We start from the raw sequence: 17,006 nt of genomic DNA on the forward strand, positions 1-17,006 counted from the left end.
CGAGGGGCGGAACGGTACGGGGCCGGTCGGACGGTCAAGGCCGTCCGCCGCTCGTTCCCTGGACACGAGCGCGCCATGCCCCCGCGAAAGGACATGGCGCGATCACGCCGCGAGCGGCAGGTCGATGGATCAGTCGCGGGCCAGGGTCAGGGCGACGCCCTGCCCGCCGCCGATGCACAGGGTGGCGAGGCCCTTCTTCGCGTCGCGACGGATCATCTCGTACAGCAGGGTCACCAGCACCCGGCAGCCGGACGCGCCGATCGGGTGGCCAAGGGCGATGGCGCCGCCGTTGACGTTGACCCTGGCGGCATCCCAGCCCAGTTCCCGGCCCACCGCCAGGGACTGCGCGGCGAAGGCCTCGTTGGCCTCGATCAGGTCCAGTTGCTCCAGGCTCCAGCCGGCCTTGTCGAGCGCGCGACGGGTGGCGGAGACCGGGCCGATGCCCATGATCGCCGGGTCGACCCCGGCGCTGGCGTAGCTGGCGATCCGCGCCAGCACCGGCAGGCCCAGGGCCTTGGCCTTGGCCGCGCTCATCAGCAATACCGCGGCGGCGCCGTCGTTGAGGCTGGAGGCGTTGCCGGCGGTGACGCTGCCGTCCTTCCTGAAGGCCGGCTTGAGCTTGGCCAGGGCCTCGACGGTGGTGCCGGCGCGCGGCTGCTCGTCGGTATCGAAGCTCAGCGGCTCGCCCTTGCGCTGCGGGACCTGGATCGGCGTGATCTCGTCGCGGAAGCGCCCGCCCTCGATGGCGGCGATGGCCTTCTGCTGCGAAGCGGCGGCGAAGGCGTCCTGCTCCTCGCGGGTCAGGCCGTACTTCTCCGCCAGGTTCTCGGCGGTGATGCCCATGTGGTAGTCGTTGAAGGCGTCCCACAGGCCGTCCTCGATCATGCTGTCGACCAGCTTCGCATGGCCCATGCGCAGGCCGGTGCGGGCGCCGGGCATGACGTAGGGCGCCAGGCTCATGTTCTCCTGGCCGCCGGCGACGATCACCTCGGCGTCGCCGCAGCGAATCGCCTGGGCGCCCAGGTGCAGGGCCTTGAGGCCGGAGCCGCAGACCTTGTTCAGGGTCATGGCCGGCACGCCGACCGGCAGGCCGGCCTTGATCGCCGCCTGGCGCGCCGGATTCTGCCCGGAACCGGCGGTGAGCACCTGGCCGAGGATCACTTCGTCGACCTGGCCGGCATCGAGACCGGTCTGTTCGAGCAGGCGGCGGATCACCGCGGCGCCCAGCTCGGGGGCGGGAATGCCGGCCAGCGAGCCCTGGAAGCTGCCGACGGCGGTACGGGTAGCGGCGACGATGACGACGTCTTGCATGGATGGTTCTCCTGGATTCGCCCGTGGCCGGGCCGAATCGCTGCGGGTGGACGTAGGCGGTGCGACAGGCTCCTATCCTACGCCCTCTGGAAAGGACGGTCCGCGCGGCCGGCGCCTTGCGTGGAGGCGCCGGCCGCGCGGGCCGCGATTCAGAAACTCATTTCCGGCACGTGCTCGGGGACGATCAGCTTGCCGGCGGTCTTCGCCACGATCTCCTCGACGCTGACCCCGGGGGCGCGCTCGCGGAGGATGAAGGCGCCGTCCTCGATCTCCAGGTAGGCCAGGTCGGTGAGCACCTTGCGAATGCAACCGCAACCGGTCAGCGGCAGGGTGCAGTACGGCAGCAGCTTGGACTCGCCGTCCTTGGAGGCGTGGGTCATGGTGACGATGATGTTCTCGGCGCCGGCCACCAGGTCCATGGCGCCGCCCATGCCCTTGACCAGCTTGCCGGGGATCATCCAGGAGGCGATGTTGCCGCGCACGTCCACCTCGAAGGCACCGAGCACGGTGAGGTCGACGTGGCCGCCACGGATCATGGCGAAGGACTGCGCCGAGTCGAAGATCGACGCGCCGACGCGGGCGGTCACGGTCTGCTTGCCGGCGTTGATCATGTCGGCGTCGACTTCCGCCTCGCTGGGAAACGCGCCCATGCCGAGCAGGCCGTTCTCCGACTGGAGCATGACGTCGATGCCCTCCGGCACGTAGTTGGCCACCAGGGTCGGGATGCCGATGCCGAGGTTGACGTAGTAGCCGTCCTTCAATTCGCGCGCCACGCGCTGCGCCATCTGTTCGCGGGTAAGTGCCATCTGGGGAAACCTCTTGTCGTTGTAGCGGCCGCCGTCAGGCGCGCAGCGTGCGTTTCTCGATGCGTTTCTCGAAGCGACCCTGGATGATCCGGTCGACGTAGATGCCGGGGGTGTGGATCTGCGTCGGGTCCAGTTCGCCGGGCTCGACGATCTCCTCCACCTCGACCACCGTGATGCGCCCGGCGGTGGCGACCAGCGGGTTGAAGTTCTGCGCGGTGTGGCGATAGACGACGTTGCCGAAATGGTCGGCCTTCCAGCCCTTGACGATGGCGAAGTCGCCGGTGATGGCCGGTTCGAGGATGTAGTGGCGGCCATTGAACTCGCGCGCCTCCTTGCCCTCGGCGACCGGGGTGCCGTAGCCGGTGGCGGTGAAGAAGGCCGGGATGCCGGCGCCGCCGGCGCGGATCTTCTCGGCCAGCGAGCCTTGCGGGGTCAGTTCGACTTCCAGCTCGCCACTGAGCAGTTGTTGCTCGAACAGGGCGTTCTCGCCGACGTAGGAGGCGATCATCTTGCGGATCTGCCGGTCTTCCAGCAGCACGCCGAGGCCGAAACCGTCGACGCCGCAGTTGTTCGAGACCACCGTGAGGTCCCTGACCCCGCGCCGGCGGATTTCCGCGATCAGGTTCTCGGGAATCCCGCAGAGGCCGAAGCCCCCGGCGAGGACGGTCATGCCGTCGGTCAGGCCTTCGAGGGCCTCTTCGTAACTGCCTACTCGCTTGTCGAGTCCGCTCATGCTGCTGTGCCTCTTCCGGCTCTTGTGATTGTGCGTGCGGCAGTCTGACTGCCGGGTCGCACAGAGCTTCTCCGCTGCGGACTGATTTGTTAAGTTTGTTTTTCCAATCCATTGATGAGAAAAACAAATAAATGACCGCCAAGCAGTTGCGCGCCTTCCTCGCCGTGGCGCAGAGCCTCAGCTTCGCCCAGGCCGGCGAACGCCTGCACCTCTCCCAGCCGGCCCTGAGCCTGGCGATCAAGAGCCTGGAGGAAAGCCTCGGCGGTCCGCTGCTGGAACGTACCACCCGCAGCGTCAGCCTCACCCCCGAGGGCGAGACCCTGCTGCCGCTGGCGCTGCGCCTGCTGGCCGACTGGGACAATACCGAGGAATTGCTGCGCCAGCACTTCACCCTGCAACTGGGCAAGGTCTCCATCGCCGCCATGCCCTCCTTCGCCGGCAACCTGCTGCCGCTGGTCTTGAAGACCTTTCGCGAACGCCACCCGCGGGTCAACGTGGCGGTGCACGACGTGATCAACGAGCAGGTGCTGGAGATGGTCCGCAACCGACGCGTCGAGCTGGGCATCGCCTTCGAGCCGGAGTCCCTGGAAAACCTCGAGTTCACCCCGTTCTACAGCGACCGCTTCGTCGCCGTGGTGCCGGCCGGCTCGCCGCTGTCCGGGCAGGAGCGGGTCAGTTGGCGCGACCTGCTCGGCGAACCCTTCATCACCCTGCAACGTCCCTCGGCGGTGCGCCTGCTCCTGGAAGAAAGCGTGGCCGCCGAGCACGGCCGCTTGCCGGTGGCGTTCGAGAGCCACCAACTGGTCACGGTCGGGCGGATGGTCGCCCAGGGACTCGGTGTCAGCGCCGTGCCGACCCTGTGCATCCAGCAGATGCAGGAACTCGGCGCGCGCTGCCTGCCGCTCTACGCGCCGCAGGTGCAACGACGGGTCGGCCTGCTGCGGCTGAGCGAGCACAAGCTGTCCACCGCCGCCCAGGCCCTCAGCGACGTGCTGCTGCATGGCACCGACTGGCGCTCGCTGGCGCTGCCGCAGGACCAGTCCACGGAGTGAGGCAGGCAGCGGCGGGTCCGGTTATGCTTCCTGCATGTCCCGGAACAACAACAAGGACGGACACGCCATGCCCGCACCGCTCTGGAGCCCTTCCGCCGAACGCATCGCCGCCAGTCGCATGGAGGCCTTCCGGCGCTTCGTCAACCAGCGCCATGCCCTCTGCCTGGCCGACTACCCGGCGCTGCATGCTTGGAGCGTGCAGCGGCGCGAGGCGTTCTGGCAGGCCATCGTCGACTTCTTCGAGGTGCGCTTCCAGCAACCGCCGCGCGCGGTCCTCGAGGAAGGCGCGCAGATGCCCTCGGCGCGCTGGTTCCCCGGCGCCACGCTGAATTTCGCCGAACACCTGCTGCGCCGCCGCGATGATGCCCCGGCGCTGATCGCGGTGAGCGAAGACGGTCGCCGCGAGGTGCTCAGCCACGCCGAACTGGCCCGTCACGTGGCGGGCCTGCAGAAGCGCCTCGCCGCCCTGGGCATAGGCCCCGGCGACCGGGTCGCCGCGCTGATGCCGAACACCTGGCAGACCGTGGTCGGCATGCTCGCCACCGCCAGCCTCGGCGCCACCTGGTCGAGCTGCTCGCCGGACTTCGGCACCCAGGGCGTGATCGACCGCTTCGGCCAGATCGAACCGCGGGTGCTGATCGCCTGCGCCGGCTACCGCTACGCCGGCAAGTCGCTGGACCTGACCGCCAAGCTCAACGAGGTGCTCGCCGGCCTGCCCGGCCTGGAGCAACTGCTGGTGGTGCCCTACGACCGTCCGCAGGCGCAGCCGCAGGACTACCGCTGCCAGGCGCGGGTCGCGCTGTGGGACGGGTTCTACCAGGCCGAGGGCGAGCCGGTCTTCACCCCGGTGCCCTTCGAGCAGCCGCTGTACATCCTCTATTCGTCGGGCACCACCGGGGTCCCCAAGTGCATCGTCCATGCCACCGGCGGCGTGCTCCTGCAACATCTCAAGGAGCACGGCCTGCACACCGACCTGGGCGACGGCGACCGGCTGTTCTACTACACCACCTGCGGCTGGATGATGTGGAACTGGCTGGCCTCCGGCCTGGCGGTGGGCGCCAGCCTGGTGCTCTACGACGGATCGCCGTTCCACCCCGGCCCCGAGCGCCTGCTGGACCTCGTCGACGCCGAGGACATCGCCGTGTTCGGCGCCAGCGCCAAGTACCTGGCGGCGCTCGAGAAGGCCGGCGTGCGCCCGCGCCACAGCCACCGCCTGGACAGCCTGAGGACACTGCTCTCCACCGGTTCGCCGCTGGCCCACGAAAGCTTCGACTACGTCTACCGCGAGCTGAAGAGCGACCTCTGCCTGTCGTCGATCTCCGGCGGCACCGACATCGTTTCCTGCTTCGCCATCGGTAACCCCGTGCTGCCGGTGTGGCGCGGCGAACTGCAATGCAAGGCGCTGGGCATGGCCGTGGAAATCTGGGACGACGACGGCCGCCGCCTCGCCAGCGGCAAGGGCGAGCTGGTCTGCACCCGGCATTTCCCGTCGATCCCGCTGGGCTTCTGGAACGACCCGGATGGCGCCAGGTTCCACGACGCCTACTTCGCCAGCTTCCCCGGCGTCTGGGCCCATGGCGACTATGCCGAGGAAACCGCCCGCGGCGGGCTGGTCATCCACGGCCGCTCCGACGCGGTGCTCAATCCCGGCGGTGTGCGCATCGGCACCGCGGAGATCTACCGCCAGGTGGAAAAGGTCGAGGAAGTACTCGAGTCCATCGCCATCGGCCAGGACTGGCAGGGCGACGTGCGTGTGCTGCTGTTCGTCCGCCTGCGCGACGGCATGCGACTCGACGAGCCGCTGCGCGAACGCATCCGCCAGACCATCCGCGCCAACGCCACGCCGCGCCACGTACCGGCGAAGATCATCCAGGTCGCCGATATCCCGCGCACCCTGAGCGGCAAGATCGTCGAGCTTGCGGTGCGCAACGTGATCCACGGCCGCCCGGTGAAGAACACCGACGCCCTGGCCAACCCGCAGGCGCTGGAGCTTTATCGCGACCTCGCCGAACTGCGCGACTGAAGCCGCGGCGAGCCTGGGCTAGAATGCGCGTTCCGTGCTACCGCAAAAGGTAATCCCATGCCCATCGCCATGGCCCGCCATATCCTGGTCAAGACCGAAGCCGAGGCCGCCCAACTGAAGCAGCGCCTGGCCAAGGGCGAGGACTTCGCCACGCTGGCGAAGAAGCATTCGACCTGCCCGTCCGGCAAGCGCGGCGGCGACCTCGGCGAGGTGCGCCCGGGGCAGATGGTCAGGTCCATCGACAATGCCATCTTCAGGAAACCCGTGGGCGTGCTCCAGGGTCCGCTGAAGAGCCAGTTCGGCTACCATCTCCTGGAAGTGTATTTCCGCGACTGAACCGCCACCGGAGCGTCCATGACCGCCGACCAGATCGCCGCCTTCTGCCTGCAACTGCCCGGCGCCCGGGAAGACCTCAAGTGGGGTTCGAACCGGGTGTTCTCGGTGGCCGGCAACAAGATGTTCGCCATCCTCGACTTCGTCGACAAGGACGGCGGCCTGGCCTTCAAGGTCGGCAGCGAGCTGTTCCTCGGCTATGTCGACCGCCCCGGCATCCGTCCGGCGCCCTACCTGGCGCGCGCGCACTGGATCGTCATGGCCCGCCCCTACCCGATGAAGGCGGCGGAGTTGCGCGAGGCCCTGGTCCGTTCCCATCAACTGGTGGTGGCGCGCCTGCCCAAGCGCCAGCGCCTCGGCCTGGTACTCGACGCATGAGTCGCGACCGTCTGTACACCTGGGCCGGCCTGTGGCGCTCGCCGTCGGCCAGCTGGGAGGCCCTGCGCCTGGAGGACGACCAGGCGGAAAGCCAGTTGCGCGCGCCGGACGAACGCAGCGGCCTGCCCTACCAATTGGACTACCGGTTGCGCTGGGACGCCGACTGGCATCTGCGTGAGGCGGTGTTCCACGTCGAAAGCGAAACCGGGGTGCGCAAGCTGCACCTGCTCGCCGATGGCCGCGGCCACTGGCAGGACGGCGACGGCGAAGCGCTACCGGCGTTCGACGGTTGCCTGGACATCGATCTCTGGCCAAGCCCCTTCACCAACACCTTCCCGATCCGCCGCCTGGGCCTGGCCGATGTAGAGCGCGCGGAAATCCGCGCGCTCTACATCGAGGCCCCGGCCCTGGAGCCGCGTAGCATGCGCCAGGCCTACACCCGCCTGGACGCCAGCCACTACCTCTACGAGAACCTCGAAGGCAGCGCGTTCAAGGCGGTACTGCTGGTGGACGAACAGGGCCTGGTGATCGACTACCCGGGTCTCTTCCAGCGTCTCTGAACGCGCCACCGCCGGGCACCGCGCGTCGCCGATAGCCCGGCGAATCCGTTAGCCTGCTTTCATTCGTCATCCGCAACGGTCATCATGGCGGACCGCGACAACCCACTGCGACCGCGTTTCCCACATGTCCGTCGATATCCGCCCCACCCCGCCGGCGCAGGACCGCGCCCGGCAAAACGTCACCCTGCAGATCGTCTCGGTGGTGATGTTCACCTTCATCGGCTACCTGACCATCGGCATCCCGCTGGCGGTGCTGCCCGGCTACGTGCACGACGACCTCGGCTACGGCTCGGTGCTGGCCGGGCTGGTGATCAGCGTGCAGTACCTCGCCACCCTGCTCGCCCGGCCCTACGCCGGGCGCGTCATCGACGGCCTCGGGCCGAAGCGCGCGGTGCTCTACGGCATGGCCGGCAGCGCCGCGAGCGGGCTGTTCATGCTGCTCTCGGTGGCGATCCAGGGCTGGCCGGCGCTGAGCCTGGCCAGCCTGCTGGTCGGCCGCCTGGTACTCGGCGCGGCGGAAAGCCTGGTCGGCTCGGCGGCGATCGGCTGGGGCATCGGCCGGGTCGGCGCGCCGCACACCGCCAAGGTGATTTCCTGGAACGGCATCGCCAGCTACGGCGCCATCGCCCTCGGGGCGCCGCTAGGGGTGCTGCTGGTGCAGTGGCTGGGGCTGTGGAGCATGGGCGCGTCCATCGTCCTGCTCGGGGCGCTCGGCTTCGCCCTGGCCTGGCCGAAGTTGCCGGCGCCGCTGGTGCACGGCGAGCGACTGCCGTTCCACCATGTGCTCGGCCGGGTCACCCCGCACGGCATGGGCCTGGCGCTGGGGGCGATCGGCTTCGGTACCATCGCCACCTTCATCACCCTCTACTACGCCAGCCGTGGCTGGGCCAACGCAGTGCTCTGCCTGAGCGCCTTCGGCGGTTGCTTCATCGGCGCCCGGCTGTTGTTCGCCAATAGCATCAACCGGCTCGGCGGCTTCCGCGTGGCGATCATCTGCCTCGGCGTCGAAAGCCTCGGCCTGCTGTTGCTGTGGAGCGCGCCGAATCCCTGGGTCGGCCTGGCCGGCGCGGCGCTCACCGGCTTCGGCTTCTCCCTGGTGTTCCCGGCGTTCGGCGTGGAAGCGGTGAACCTGGTGCCGGCTTCCAACCGTGGCGCGGCGCTGGGCGCCTACTCGCTGTTCGTCGACCTGTCGCTGGGCATCACCGGGCCGCTGGTGGGCTTCGTCGCCAACCTGTTCGGCTTCCGCTCGATGTTCCTCTTCGCCTGCCTGGCCTCGCTCGGCGGGCTGGCCCTGGCCGTCGCACTGCACCGGCGCAGCCGCCGGCCCGTCTAGGGCGTGCACCGTCCCAGGCGGCGGTACGCGTTCTAGAGCTCGCCGAGCAAGGCGCTCAGGGCCGCGCGCAACTTGCCGGGCTTCAGCGGCTTGTTGAGCAGCGGCACGCCCAGGCGGGCCAGCGCGCGGCGGCAATCGTCGCTGCGGTCGGCGGTGATCATCACCGCGGCGATCTCCGCGCCGTAGTCCTCGCGCAAGGCGCCCAGCAACTGGCAACCGGTAGCGCCGTGGTCCAGGTGGTAGTCGACCAGGATCGCATCCGGCGCGCGGCCATCGAGCGCCTTGCGCGCGCCTTCCAGGTCGGTGGCGGTAAGCACCTCGCAGCCCCACTGGCCGAGCAGCGCGGACATGCTGAAGAGAATCTCGGTCTCGTTGTCCACTACCAGCAGCCGCCGTCCCGGCAGCGGATCGCCGGCCGAAACCCGCGCAATCGCCTCGCCGGGTGCTGGCCGCGCCGGCTTGCGGACCAGCGGCACCTCGATGGCGAACAGCGAGCCTCGGCCGGGAGTCGAATGCACCTCGATGCGGTAGCCGAGGATGCCGGCGATACGGTCGACGATGGCCAACCCGAGCCCGACGCCACGGCGCTCGGAAGCGCGCCCGGCGTCCAGTTGGTTGAACTCGAGGAAGATCGCCTGCAACTGGTCGGCGGGGATGCCCCGGCCAGTGTCCCATACCTCCAGGCGTACCTTGCCGCCACGCCGGCGCGCGCCCAGCAGCACGCTGCCGCGCTCGGTGTAGCGGCAGGCGTTGCTGAGCAAGTTGCGCAGGATCCGCGACAGCAGGCGCGCGTCGGTGCGTACCGCCAGCCGTGGGATCCGCGCACGCAGGGCCAGGCCGGCGGCACGCGCGACTTCCTCGAACTCCGAGGCCAGCGGAGCGAGCAGTTCGTCGAGGGAATAGTCGTCCAGGTCCGGACGGATCGCGCTCTGGTCGAGCCGGGCGATTTCCAGCAGGTCGGTGAGCAAGGTCTCGGCCCCTTCCAGGGCCAGGTGGGTGCGCTCCACCAGTTGCAGTTCGGCGGCCGGCAGGCCCCGCTCACGCAGGGTATCGACCAGCAGCCGCGCCGCGTTGAGCGGTTGCAGCAGGTCGTGGCTGGCGGCGGCGAGGTACTTGTCCTTGCTGTGGTTGGCGGCTTCGGCGGCGTCGCGCGCCTGGCGCAACTGGCGGTTGAGTTCTTCCAGCTCGTGGGTGCGCTCGGCTACCCGCCGCTCCAGTTCCTCGTTCATGGTCTGCAGGCGCTGCTGGGCCTGGACCCTTTCGGTGATGTCGGCGACGAAACCTTCGACCAACTCTTCCTCGTCGTGCCTGAGCAGCAGGTTCATCAATACCTCGATGTGACTGCCGTCCCTGCGCCAGAGGCGCGTCTCGTAGCCGAACAGGCCGCCGCGCTCGCGCAGCAGCGCGCGGATCCGCCGCATCTCGGCCTCGCCGCCGACGAACAGTTGCCCGGCCATGTCCTCCAGCGACCAGAGCACCTGTTGCGGATCGTCGTAGCCGAGCATCTGCGCCAGCGCCGGATTGGCAGCGCGCAGCCCCTGGCCGAGGCTGGCCTGGAAGATGCCGTGCACCGCGTGCTCGAACAGCCACTTGTAGCGATTGCGCTCGGCCTCCAGCTCCTCCAGGCGCGCCAGCAGCTCCGGGTAGTGGCTCTTGCGCGCGGAGTGGCTGCCCAGGCCGAGCAACCCGGCCAGGGCCTCCTGCTGCTCAGAGGGCCTCGCCATAGACCACCTCGACATCGCGCTGGCTCGACTCGCGCGGGTTGGTGAGGATGCACGGGTCCTGCATCGCGTGGCGCGAGAGGAAGGGAATGTCGGAGCTGCCGACCCCGTGCAGGGCGAGGCTCTCGTGGAAACCCACGGCGTGCTTGAAGGCGATCAGGTGGTCCACCAGGCGCTGGCGGACCTGCCCCTGGGTCAGGCCGCGGCAATCGATGCCGAAGGTCTCGGCGATCACCTTGAAGCGCTCCGGCGCGGCGCTGTAGTTGAACGCCACCACGTGTTCGACCAGCGCCGCGTTGCACAGGCCGTGGGGCAGGTCGAGATAACCGCCGAGGCTGTGCGACATGGCATGCACCGCGCCGAGGATGGCGTTGGAGAAGGCCAGCCCGGCCTGCATGCTCCCGAGCATGATCTTCTCGCGCAGGGCGATGTCGCCGGGATTGGCGATCATCTGCACCAGGTTGCCATTGATCAGGCGCATCGCTTCCAGCGCGTGGGGATCGGTCAGCGGCCCGTGGCCGGTGGAGACGAACGCCTCGATGGCGTGTACCAGCGCATCGATGCCGGTACAGGCGGAAAGGAAGGGATCCATGGTCAGCGTGGTTTCCGGGTCGATCAGCGAGACGTCGGGCACCACCGCCTTGCTCACCACGGAGAACTTCATGCGCTCGTCCTGGTTGGAAATGATCACGAACTGCGAGACGTCCGCCGAAGTCCCGGCGGTGGTCGGGATCAGGATCAGCGGCGGACTCGGCATCCGCAGCCGGTCGACGCCTTCGAACTCGAGGATGCTACGGCCATGGGCGGCGACGATGCCGATGCCCTTGGCGCAATCCATCGGGCTGCCGCCGCCCACCGCGACGATCACGTTGCAGCCCTCGCTGCGATAGAACTCGGCGCCGAGCATCACCTCGTCGACCCGGGGGTTGGGCGAAACGTCGGTATACAGGCAGTAGTCGATGCCCTGCCCCGCCAGGCTCGCCTGGATATCGGCGACCCAGCCGGCGGCGAGCACGCCGGGGTCGGAGACCAGCAGGACCTTGCGCGCACCGAAGGTCTTCACGTAGTTGGCAACGCTGTGCCGGCAGCCGGCGCCGAAGATGATCTCGGGCGAGACGAATTTACGCAGTTGGCTGAGGTCGTGGCTCATCTGACAGACCATTCTTATTGTTATCGGACATTGCCGGCAGCCTACTGCATTCGTCGGTTATTGCAATGCGACCTTGGCGGCCCTTTCAATCCTCCAGCAGGCCCAGGTAGAAGCGCCATTCCGCCAGCAGCGCATGGGCGCGATTGGCCGGCTGGCGGAAACCGTGGCGTTCCTGCGGATAGCGGTGGCACTCCACGCGCACGCCGCTGCGCCGCAGGCCGGCGACCATCGTCTCGGTCTGCTCCGGCACCACCACCGCGTCGAGCCCGCCCTGGAAGAACACCACCGGCGCGCGGATGCGCCCGGCCTGCAGCACCGGACTGCGCGCCAGGTAGCGACGGCGCTGGCGCAGCGGGTCGCCGATCAGCCAGTCGAGGTAGTCGCCCTCGAACTTGTGGGTGCAACGCGCCAGTGCCAACGGATCGCTGACCCCATAGAGACTGGCGCCGCCGCGCAGGCCATCGAGGCAAGCCAGGGCGCGCAGCGCGCTGTAGCCTCCGGCGCTGGCGCCACGGACGAAGACCCGGGCGCGGTCGATCCATCCCTCCGCGTCCAACTGCGCCAGCGCGGCCTCGATATCGCGCAACTCCAGGCGCCCCCACTGGCCGCGCAAGCGCTGCCGATAGGCGCGGCCGTAGCCGCTGCTGCCCCGGTAGTTCAGCGCCGCCACGGCGAAACCGCGCTGGGTCCAGAATTGCAGGCCGGCATCGAACGCCGGCGAATGCATCGAGGTCGGTCCGCCATGCAGCCACACCAGCAGCGGCGCTGGTCGTCGGGGATCGACGCGGCGGCGGGCATTGCGCGGCGGATAGAAGAAACCGTGGCCGTTTTCGCCGTTGCCCAGCCCATAGACGAAGGCCTGCGGATGCGACAGGTCATCCTCCGCCAGCGGTCGCTCGCCGCCACGCAGCACCTCGACGCGCAGGTCGTCGCGGTGGATCGCCAGAAGCGCCGGCAGGCATCCGGCCGCCGCCGCGATGCAGTAGAACGCCCGGGCGTCCGCGGCCAGTCCGGCGAACCGGTTCCAGTCCGCGGCCAGGCGCCGCTCGCTGCCGTCCGCTTCGCGCAGGAACAGTTGCCCGCCGCCGGCCTCGACGCGACTGAGCAGCAGCCTTCCCTCTCCCAGCGGCAGGTAGCTGCAAGCGCCCAGTTGCCAGGGCGCGCCAGCGTGGTCGGCATCGGCGAAGCGACCGGCCAACGCGACCTCGGCGCAGGGACGCCACCAGCCGTCACGGTCGCTCAGCCAGTGAAGGCGGCCGGCGGGATCGAAGCGTGGTTGCTGGATCGACTCGCCGCCTCCGGCTCCGGCCAGGCAGCGCGTACGCCCATTCTCCGCCAGGCCCAGGCGGGTCTCGGTCCAGGGCTGGTGCGGACGGTCCCATTCGATCCAGGCCAGCCGCCGCCCCTGGCCGGCGGCACGCGGCGCGGCGTAGAAATCGGCGCCCTCGACCAGCACCCGGCGCGCGCCATCGGCGTCCAGGCGCACGATGCGATGCACGACCCCGGTCGGCCCATGGCTCTCTTCCACCGCCAGCAGGGCATCCCAGGCATCGACGTAGGCCAGGTCGCCGTAGCGACACTGCGCCCCGCCGCCCAGCACTTGGGCTGCGCGGCCCGCTCGCCAGCGGCGTACCTGCTGGTCGGTTTCGTCGACCCAGGCCAGCCCGTCGAGCGTCACGCAGCAGGCGCCGCCGCCGTACTCGTAGACCCGGCTGCGCACCGAGCCGTCCGGCGCGGTGGGCTCCTCCAGCACGCCGTCGCGCCACAGGTACAGGCGCGAGCGCGCGCTGGCCGGATCGAATTCCACCCAGGCCAGCCCGCCATGGGCCGCCTTCAGCTCGCTGAAATCGCGCCCGGCGGCTACCGCGCGCTCGGCGCTCCAGTCGCTCGGCCAGTCGCCGTAGTCGACCATTGCCTCAGGCCTTGCAGATCAGGCGTGACGCGCGCTGGTTGCGCCAGGTCAGCGCGTCCAGGCCAAGCGGCGCCTCCTCGGCCTGGCGACGGGCCGCGAGGATCAGGTCGTGCCGTGCCGACTTGGCGCAGACCGGGTCGGTGGCGTCGGCATCGCCGGTGAGGAGGAACGCCTGGCAGCGGCAGCCGCCGTGGTCCCTCTCCTTCTCCTCGCAGGAACGGCAGGGTTCGGGCATCCAGGCGTCGCCGCGGTAACGGTTGAAGCCGAACGATTCGTACCAGATGTGGCGCAGGCTGTGCTCGCGCACGTTGGGAAACTGCACCGGCAATTGCCGCGCGCTGTGACACGGCAGCGCGGTGCCGTCGGGGGTGATGTCGAGGAATACGCTGGCCCAGCCGCCCATGCAGGCCTTCGGCCGTTCCTCGTAGTAGTCGGGGGTGACGAAGATCAGCTTGCACGGGTTGCCTTCGGCGGCCAGCCGCTGGCGGTATTCGGCGGTGATCCGCTCGGCGCGCTCCAGTTGGGCGCGGGTCGGCAGCAGCCCGGCACGGTTCAGCGCGGCCCAGCCGTAGAACTGGCAAGTGGCGAGTTCGACGTAATCGGCTTCCAGCTCGATGCACAGCTGGATGATCCGCTCGATGTTGTCGATGTTGTGCCGGTGGGTGACGAAGTTGAGCACCATCGGATAGCCGTGCGCCTTCACCGCGCGGGCCATCGCCAGTTTCTGGGCGAAGGCCTTGCGTGAGCCGGCGAGCAGGTTGTTCACTTCTTCGTCAGCGGCCTGGAAGCTGATCTGCACGTGGTCCAGCCCGGCCTCGGCGAAGCGCGCCAGGCGTGCCTCGTCGAGGCCGATGCCGGAGGTGATCAGGTTGGTGTAGAAGCCCAGGCCGCGCCCTGCCTCGATCAGTTCGGCGAGGTCCTGGCGCAGCAGCGGCTCGCCGCCGGAGAAACCGAGCTGTGCGGCGCCCAGCTCGCGAGCCTGGCGGAACACCTCGATCCATTCCGCGGTACTCAGCTCGGCGCCCTCGCGGGCGAATTCCAGCGGGTTCGAGCAGTACGGGCACTGCAACGGACAGCGATAGGTCAGCTCGGCCAGCAGCCAGAGCGGCGGCCCCACGCTTTCACTGCAGCTCGATCCAGAATTGCGCATGGGCCACCTCGAGGAACGCCAGGATGTCTTCGTCTATGCCGGGGACTTCGGGGAAACGCTCGCGCAGCGCCGCGACGATGGCCGCCACGTCGCGGCGGCCATCGACCAGCTTGAGGATTTCCCCGGCGCTGTCGTTGAGCTTGACCATGCCTTCGGGGTAGAGCAGCACATGGCAGTCCTGGGCCGGTTCGAACTGGAAGCGGAAGCCCCGGCGCAGCATCGGCACGCTGTCGAGCGACGGCAGGCTCATGATGCCAGCCCCCGATGCCAGACCCGCTCGCGGGTCACCGTGTGGTACGGCGGGCGTTCGAGTTCGTAGGCCATGCTCATCGCGTCGAGCATGCTCCACAACACGTCCAGCTTGAATTGCAGGATATCCAGCATGCGTTCCTGTGCCTCGCGGGTCCGATAGTGCTCCAGGGTGATCCGCAGGCCGTGCTCGACGTCGCGCCGGGCCTGGGCCAGGCGACTGCGGAAATACTCGTAGCCGGCCGCCTCGATCCACGGATAGTGGCGCGGCCAGCTGTCCAGCCGCGACTGGTGGATCTGCGGGGCGAAGAGTTCGGTCAGCGAACTGCTCGCCGCCTCCTGCCAACTGGCGCGACGGGCGAAGTTGACGTAGGCGTCGACGGCGAAGCGCACGCCGGGCAGCACCCGCTCCTCGGACAGCACCTGCTCGCGCTCCAGGCCCACCGCTTCCGCCAGACGCAGCCAGGCCTCGATGCCGCCCGCCTCGCCGGGGGCGCCGTCGTGGTCGAGGATACGCTGGATCCACTCGCGGCGGACCTCGCGGTCGGGACAGTTGGCCAGGATCGCCGCGTCCTTCAGCGGGATGTTGACCTGGTAGTAGAAACGGTTCGCCACCCAGCCCTGGATCTGTTCGCGACTGGCACGGCCCTCGTACATCGCGACATGGAACGGATGGTGGATATGGTAGTAGCGTCCCTTGTCGCGCAGCGCCCGTTCGAATTCGGCGCGATCCATGGCGGCACGGCTCATGTTGGCCCCCTACAGCTGGATGTGCATGCCATCCCAGGCCACTTCGATGCCACTGGCATCCAGCTCGGCGCGTTCGGCCGAAGCGGTGTCGAGGATGGGATTGGTGTTGTTGATGTGGATGAGTACCTTGCGCGCGGCCGGCACCTTCGCCAGCACCTCGAGCATGCCGCCCGGCCCGCTCTGCGCCAGGTGCCCCATCTGCCGGCCGAGCTTGTCGCCGACCTCGCAGACCAGCATCTCGTCGTCGCGCCAGAGCGTACCGTCCACCAGCAGGCAGTCGGCGCGGCGCATCCATTCGAGCAGCGCCTCGTCCACCTCGCCGAGGCCCGGTGCATAGAACAGCGCACCGGCGCTATCGAGGTCCTCGACGAACAGGCCGATGTTGTCGCCCGGATGCGGATCGCCGCGATGCGGGGAATACGGCGGCGCGCTACTGCGCAGGGGGATCGCGGTGAAGCGCAGGCGCGGACAGGCCGGGATGGCGAAAGGCTCGCCATCGAGGGCGATCGGCCGGTGGCGCAGGCCGCCGTTCCAGTGGGAAAGCATGGGGAACAGCGGGAAGCCTTCGCTGAGGTCCTGGTGGACCATCTGCGTGCACCAGACTTCGTGCGGGCAGCCTTCGCGCAGGCTGAGCAGGCCGGTGGTGTGGTCGATCTGGCTGTCGAGCAGGACGATCGCGCCGATCGCCGTATCGCGCGGCCGACGCGCCGGCTGCAAGGCCGGGAAGGCGGCGATCTGGGCACGGATGTCGGGCGAGGCGTTGCAGAGGATCCAGCGCTCGCCGTCGTCGGACAGGGCGATGGAGGATTGCGTGCGTGGCTGGGCCGCTACGCTGCCGTCGCGGACCCCGCGACAGTTGCGGCAGTTGCAGTTCCACTGGGGGAAGCCGCCGCCGGCGGCCGAACCGAGAATACGGATGTGCATGGGTCTGCCCCGCGGGCTGGAGGGAGGCCCCGGAAGACCGGGGCCGAACGGATCAGCGGTTGGCGAAGTAGAGGGTCACTTCGAAACCGAGACGCAGGTCGGTGAAGCTGGGCTTGGTCCACATGGGGTCGATCCTCTCTGGTGGGGCCGGGCGATTCCGGCAGGTCGAGTTAAACATCAGCGGGGCTCGCTCCGAATGAGACTTTCGAAGGAGTTTTCCCCCTGATTTGGTAGGGACTGCCTGTTCCGCCCAAGGTTCGCCGGGAGATCGCCGTTGCGCCCCCCTGGTTCGCCCTGGTGCAGGGCAGAAGCCTAGTCCATGCCGGGGCGGCGGCGAGGCGAAAAAAAAGACGCGGCCAGGGCCGCGTCGCGCCAGAACCCGCCATGGGGAAAGCCGCGTCGGGACGCGCGACGAGCGCACCCGCAGGTGCCTTGGCGGAAAGGCCGCGGGTCGGAGCGATCCGCGGCGGCTGAGGACCGCTCAGAAGAAGCCCAGCGGGTCGATGTCGTAGCTCACCAGCAGGTTCTTGGTCTGCTGGTAGTGGTCGAGCATCATCTTGTGCGTCTCGCGACCGACGCCGGACTTCTTGTAGCCGCCGAACGCGGCGTGGGCCGGGTACA

At 69.0% G+C, this 17,006-nt stretch carries 18 protein-coding genes; 6 read left to right on the forward strand and 12 right to left on the reverse strand.

Annotation, left to right across the window (positions count from 1 at the left end; all coding sequences use genetic code 11):
- Positions 1 to 129: 129 nt before the first annotated feature.
- The 3 genes from AC4OR5_RS10965 to AC4OR5_RS10975 all read right to left on the reverse strand — a co-directional run bounded on the left by AC4OR5_RS10965 (position 130) and on the right by AC4OR5_RS10975 (position 2,850).
- The gene (locus AC4OR5_RS10965; RefSeq protein ID WP_009315619.1) at positions 130 to 1,311 is read right to left on the reverse strand and encodes an acetyl-CoA C-acetyltransferase; all 1,182 of its coding nucleotides are present in this window, start codon (positions 1,309 to 1,311) and stop codon (positions 130 to 132) included.
- 149 nt (positions 1,312 to 1,460) lie between these two features.
- Positions 1,461 to 2,117 (reverse strand): CoA transferase subunit B, encoded by a 657-nt coding sequence (locus tag AC4OR5_RS10970; protein ID WP_003088567.1) that lies wholly within the window; start codon positions 2,115 to 2,117, stop codon positions 1,461 to 1,463.
- A gap of 34 nt (positions 2,118 to 2,151) precedes the next feature.
- On the reverse strand, positions 2,152 to 2,850 hold the full coding sequence (locus AC4OR5_RS10975) for a CoA transferase subunit A (protein ID WP_003088566.1): 699 nt from the start codon (positions 2,848 to 2,850) through the stop codon (positions 2,152 to 2,154).
- A 131-nt stretch (positions 2,851 to 2,981) separates the two neighbouring features.
- Between AC4OR5_RS10975 and AC4OR5_RS10980 the strand changes: the two genes are divergently transcribed.
- The 6 genes from AC4OR5_RS10980 to AC4OR5_RS11005 all read left to right on the forward strand — a co-directional run bounded on the left by AC4OR5_RS10980 (position 2,982) and on the right by AC4OR5_RS11005 (position 8,529).
- Positions 2,982 to 3,902 (forward strand): LysR family transcriptional regulator, encoded by a 921-nt coding sequence (locus tag AC4OR5_RS10980; protein ID WP_058160382.1) that lies wholly within the window; start codon positions 2,982 to 2,984, stop codon positions 3,900 to 3,902.
- 67 nt (positions 3,903 to 3,969) lie between these two features.
- Positions 3,970 to 5,925 carry an acetoacetate--CoA ligase gene (locus tag AC4OR5_RS10985; protein WP_058160381.1) on the forward strand — a complete coding sequence of 652 codons (1,956 nt, stop codon included), beginning with the start codon at positions 3,970 to 3,972 and terminating at the stop codon, positions 5,923 to 5,925.
- A gap of 57 nt (positions 5,926 to 5,982) precedes the next feature.
- On the forward strand, positions 5,983 to 6,261 hold the full coding sequence (locus tag AC4OR5_RS10990) for a peptidylprolyl isomerase (protein ID WP_023119210.1): 279 nt from the start codon (positions 5,983 to 5,985) through the stop codon (positions 6,259 to 6,261).
- Positions 6,262 to 6,279: 18 nt separating this feature from the next.
- Positions 6,280 to 6,636, forward strand: coding sequence for an MmcQ/YjbR family DNA-binding protein (locus AC4OR5_RS10995; RefSeq protein WP_003111913.1), 357 nt, complete (start codon positions 6,280 to 6,282; stop codon positions 6,634 to 6,636).
- Positions 6,633 to 7,196 carry a putative glycolipid-binding domain-containing protein gene (locus AC4OR5_RS11000; protein WP_058160380.1) on the forward strand — a complete coding sequence of 188 codons (564 nt, stop codon included), beginning with the start codon at positions 6,633 to 6,635 and terminating at the stop codon, positions 7,194 to 7,196. Before AC4OR5_RS10995 ends, AC4OR5_RS11000 begins: the two co-directional genes overlap by 4 nt.
- 124 nt (positions 7,197 to 7,320) lie before the next feature.
- Positions 7,321 to 8,529, forward strand: a complete 1,209-nt coding sequence (locus AC4OR5_RS11005) for an MFS transporter (RefSeq protein WP_058160379.1) — start codon at positions 7,321 to 7,323, stop codon at positions 8,527 to 8,529.
- 32 nt (positions 8,530 to 8,561) lie between these two features.
- Here AC4OR5_RS11005 and AC4OR5_RS11010 read toward each other — a convergent pair whose 3' ends face one another.
- The 9 genes from AC4OR5_RS11010 to AC4OR5_RS11050 all read right to left on the reverse strand — a co-directional run.
- Positions 8,562 to 10,253 carry a hybrid sensor histidine kinase/response regulator gene (locus tag AC4OR5_RS11010; protein WP_003144366.1) on the reverse strand — a complete coding sequence of 564 codons (1,692 nt, stop codon included), beginning with the start codon at positions 10,251 to 10,253 and terminating at the stop codon, positions 8,562 to 8,564.
- Positions 10,237 to 11,400 carry an alcohol dehydrogenase-like regulatory protein ErcA gene (gene ercA, locus AC4OR5_RS11015; protein WP_058160378.1) on the reverse strand — a complete coding sequence of 388 codons (1,164 nt, stop codon included), beginning with the start codon at positions 11,398 to 11,400 and terminating at the stop codon, positions 10,237 to 10,239. Before ercA ends, AC4OR5_RS11010 begins: the two co-directional genes overlap by 17 nt.
- A gap of 85 nt (positions 11,401 to 11,485) precedes the next feature.
- Positions 11,486 to 13,312 carry an alpha/beta hydrolase family protein gene (locus AC4OR5_RS11020; RefSeq protein ID WP_058160377.1) on the reverse strand — a complete coding sequence of 609 codons (1,827 nt, stop codon included), beginning with the start codon at positions 13,310 to 13,312 and terminating at the stop codon, positions 11,486 to 11,488.
- A gap of 4 nt (positions 13,313 to 13,316) precedes the next feature.
- Positions 13,317 to 14,462 (reverse strand): pyrroloquinoline quinone biosynthesis protein PqqE, encoded by a 1,146-nt coding sequence (gene pqqE, locus AC4OR5_RS11025; protein ID WP_003119136.1) that lies wholly within the window; start codon positions 14,460 to 14,462, stop codon positions 13,317 to 13,319.
- Positions 14,434 to 14,712: a pyrroloquinoline quinone biosynthesis peptide chaperone PqqD gene (gene pqqD / locus AC4OR5_RS11030; protein ID WP_003088542.1), complete on the reverse strand. Its 279-nt coding sequence runs from the start codon at positions 14,710 to 14,712 to the stop codon at positions 14,434 to 14,436. Before pqqD ends, pqqE begins: the two co-directional genes overlap by 29 nt.
- Entirely contained in the window at positions 14,709 to 15,461 is a 753-nt protein-coding gene (gene pqqC / locus AC4OR5_RS11035; RefSeq protein WP_003111679.1) for a pyrroloquinoline-quinone synthase PqqC, read from the reverse strand. Before pqqC ends, pqqD begins: the two co-directional genes overlap by 4 nt.
- A 9-nt stretch (positions 15,462 to 15,470) precedes the next feature.
- Positions 15,471 to 16,385: a pyrroloquinoline quinone biosynthesis protein PqqB gene (pqqB, locus tag AC4OR5_RS11040; protein ID WP_003113495.1), complete on the reverse strand. Its 915-nt coding sequence runs from the start codon at positions 16,383 to 16,385 to the stop codon at positions 15,471 to 15,473.
- A gap of 52 nt (positions 16,386 to 16,437) precedes the next feature.
- A complete protein-coding gene (gene pqqA, locus AC4OR5_RS11045; RefSeq protein ID WP_003106462.1) occupies positions 16,438 to 16,509 on the reverse strand; it encodes a pyrroloquinoline quinone precursor peptide PqqA in 72 nt (23 codons plus the stop codon).
- Positions 16,510 to 16,866: 357 nt separating this feature from the next.
- Positions 16,867 to 17,006, reverse strand: a 140-nt coding sequence (locus AC4OR5_RS11050; RefSeq protein WP_153019658.1) for an aldehyde dehydrogenase family protein, incomplete at its 5' end; no start/stop codon positions are given.

Source organism: Pseudomonas sp. YA1, assembly GCF_058680555.1.